The sequence below is a fragment of the Arenimonas malthae CC-JY-1 genome (assembly GCF_000747075.1).
Taxonomy (GTDB): domain Bacteria; phylum Pseudomonadota; class Gammaproteobacteria; order Xanthomonadales; family Xanthomonadaceae; genus Arenimonas; species Arenimonas malthae.
Window position 1 is genome coordinate 1 of sequence record NZ_AVCH01000081.1, and the last position, 3129, is coordinate 3129.

2 protein-coding genes are annotated in these 3129 nt (G+C 70.6%); both read left to right on the forward strand.

Annotated elements, in window-relative coordinates; translation table 11 throughout:
• Window positions 1–646: S8 family serine peptidase (locus N790_RS04645; RefSeq protein ID WP_043801387.1), on the forward strand; the 646-nt coding region annotated here is incomplete at its 5' end.
• Between the two features lie 187 nt (window positions 647–833).
• A complete protein-coding gene (locus N790_RS04650; RefSeq protein ID WP_043801388.1) occupies window positions 834–2933 on the forward strand; it encodes a M13 family metallopeptidase in 2100 nt (699 codons plus the stop codon).
• The last annotated feature ends 196 nt before the right edge of the window (window positions 2934–3129 follow it).

Below are 3129 nucleotides of genomic sequence, written 5' to 3' on the forward strand. Positions count from 1 at the left end.
GGTGCCGGCGGGCGAGGGCTACGCCTATTACAGCGGCACCTCGATGGCGGCCCCGCACGTCGCCGGCGCCATCGCCCTGGCCCAGAGCCGCCGCCTCACGCTGGGCCTGCCGCTGTGGACCCCGGCCGAGGCCGAGGCCCAGGTGAAGGCCACGGCTTACGCGATGGCCGTGGCCTGCCCCCAGGGCTGCGGCGCCGGCATCGTCGACGCCCACGCCCTGGCCCTGGCGGCCGGTGGCGGTCCGCTGCAGGCCGAGCTCGGCGCCTACCTGTCGGAACGCCCCGCCGCCATCACCTATGGCCGCGAAGCGACCTTCGGCATTTCCGTCCGCAGCCGCGGCCCGGAAGTGGCGCCGGGCACCCGCCTGGACGTCGCCGTCAGCAACCGCGTCGCGTCGGTCGAGCCGATGGCGCCGGCGGGCTGGAACTGCAGCGAGCAGGAACCGAGCCGCACCATGCGCAACTTCAGCTGCGCGTTCGAAGGCGCCTATGCCGCCGGCCGGGCCGACACGCTGCGCTTCAAGGTGCGGGCCCTGCGCTCCACCACGGTGGCCATGGAGGCACGGGTGTCGAGTGACGCCATCGACGAGCGCCCGACCAACAACCGGGCCGCGATGACCTTCATCGTGGGCCAGGGCAGCTACTAAGCCCCAGCCCGTTCCACGCAAGGGGCGCGGCCACGGCCGCGCCCCTTTTTTTTGTCCGCGGGCCACCCGTGACCTCCGGCCTATACCCCGCCCCGGCCGAGGGAGGACAATCGGGGGGACCGCCGCAGCGCCGGTGGCCCCACCTTCCCGACCCACCCTGCCCCTTTCCGGGGGCCCGGAGACCCACGTGACCTTCCGCAACCTCAAGCCCCTGACGCTGGCGCTCGCCGTCACCGTCGCCCTCGCCGCCTGCCAGAAAGCCGAGGCCCCGGCCGACACCGTCGCCGCGCCCGAGCCGGCGCCGGCCCCGCTGGTCGACCTGGCCACGCTCAAGACGCCGCTGATTTCCCTGCAGGCCGCCGACCTCGACACCAGCGTGTCGGCCTGCACCGACCTCGACCAGTTCGTCAACGCCAAGTGGCTGGCCGCCAACCCGGTGCCGGCCGACCGCACCACCTGGGGCAGCTTCGAGCTGCTGGCCGAGCGCTCGCTCGAGATCCAGCAGAAGCTGGTCGAGAACCTCGCCGCCCGCACCGACGCCAGCGGCACCGCCAAGCTGATCGGCGACGTCTGGGCCACCGGCATGGACGAAGCGGCCATCAACGCCGCCGGCCTGGCGCCGATCCAGCCGATCCTCGACTCCATCGCCGCGCTCGAATCCGGCGAAGCCGTGGCCGAATGGCTGCGCGCCAGCTATGCCAAGGGTCAGGGCTACGTCTTCGGCTTCGGCCCGAGCCCGGACTTCAAGAACTCCACGCTCAACATCGCCTACGCCGGCCAGGGCGGCCTGGGCCTGCCGGACAAGGGTTATTACTTCGACGACAAGCACGCGGCCATCCGCGAGGCCTACGTGGCCCACATCGCCAACATCCTGAAGCTGGCCGGCGCCGACGAGGCCACCGCCGCGGAGCAGGCCAAGGCCGTGATGGACTTCGAAACCCGCCTGGCCAAGGTCTCGATGTCGAGCGAGGAGCTCTCGCGCGACGTTTCCAAGTACTACAACCCGGTCACCCTGGCCGACGCCGACGCGCTGACCCCGAACTTCCCGTGGTCGAAGTTCTTCGAGTCCCAGGGCGTCGCCGCGCCGGAGATGTTCTCGCTGGCCCAGCCCGACTTCCACAAGGAAGTGAGCGCCATGCTGGCCGACGTGCCGGTGGCCACCTGGCAGGCCTACCTGCGCTACCAGGCCGTGGACAACGCCGCGCCCTTCCTGGCCGACGCCTTCGCCCAGGAGAACTTCAACTTCTACGGCAAGACCCTGCGCGGCCAGCAGGAAATGCAGCCGCGCTGGAAGCGCGTGCTCAACACCATCAATGGCCAGATGGGCGAGGCCCTGGGCCAGGAGTACGTGCAGGTCGCGTTCTCGCCGGAAGCCAAGGAGCGCATGCAGCAGCTGGTGGGCAACCTGTCCGAGGCGCTCAAGGCGCGCATCGAGAACCTCGAGTGGATGGGCGAGGACACCAAGGCCAAGGCGCTGGAGAAGTGGGCCGCCTTCACCCCGAAGATCGGCTACCCGGACAAGTGGCGTGACTGGAGCGGCCTGCAGACCGGCCGCGACAGCTACGTCGCGAACCTCATGGCCGCCAACGCCTTCAACTACCAGTTCAACCTGGCCAAGATCGGCCAGCCGGTGGACAAGACCGAGTGGCAGATGAGCCCGCAGACGGTCAACGCCTACTACAACCCGCTGGCCAACGAAATCGTGTTCCCGGCCGCCATCCTGCAGCCGCCGTTCTTCGACGCCAACGCCGACGATGCGCTCAACTACGGCGGCATCGGCGCGGTGATCGGCCACGAGATGATCCACGGCTACGACGACCAGGGCAGCCGCTTCGGCGCCTCGGGCAACTTCGAGAACTGGTGGAGCGACAAGGACAAGACCGGCTTCGAGGAGCGCACCGGCAAGCTGGTGGCGCAGTTCGACGGCTACGAGTCCATCGACGGCCTGCACGTGAACGGCAAGCTGACGCTCGGCGAGAACATCGCCGACCTCGGCGGCCTGGCCGTGGCCTACGACGCCCTGCAGCGCGAGCTGTCCACCAAGAAGGTGGCCGAGATCGACGGCTACACCCAGGACCAGCGCTTCTTCATGAACTGGGCCACGGTGTGGCGCCGCAACTTCAAGCCCGAAGAGCTGAAGGTGCGCCTGCAGACCGACCCGCACGCCCCGGCCCGCTTCCGCGCCATCGGCGCCCCGTCGAACCTGCCGGTGTTCGCGGCGGCCTTCGGCTGCAAGGAAGGCGACGCCATGGTCCGCCCGGCCGACGCCCAGGTGGCGATCTGGTAAGCCGGCGCGCCCTCGGCGCCTGAACGACGGCCCGGGCTCGCCCGGGCCGTCTTTTTTTGGGGCCGGCGGCGCCGCGGCGGTAGAATCCCGCTCCCCCATGAGGAGCACGCGATGCCTTCCCGCCTCCCGCCCCTGTTCGCCGCCCTGCTGCTGACGCTGGCCGCCGCGCCCGCGGCCGCCCAGCGCGCGCCGGCCG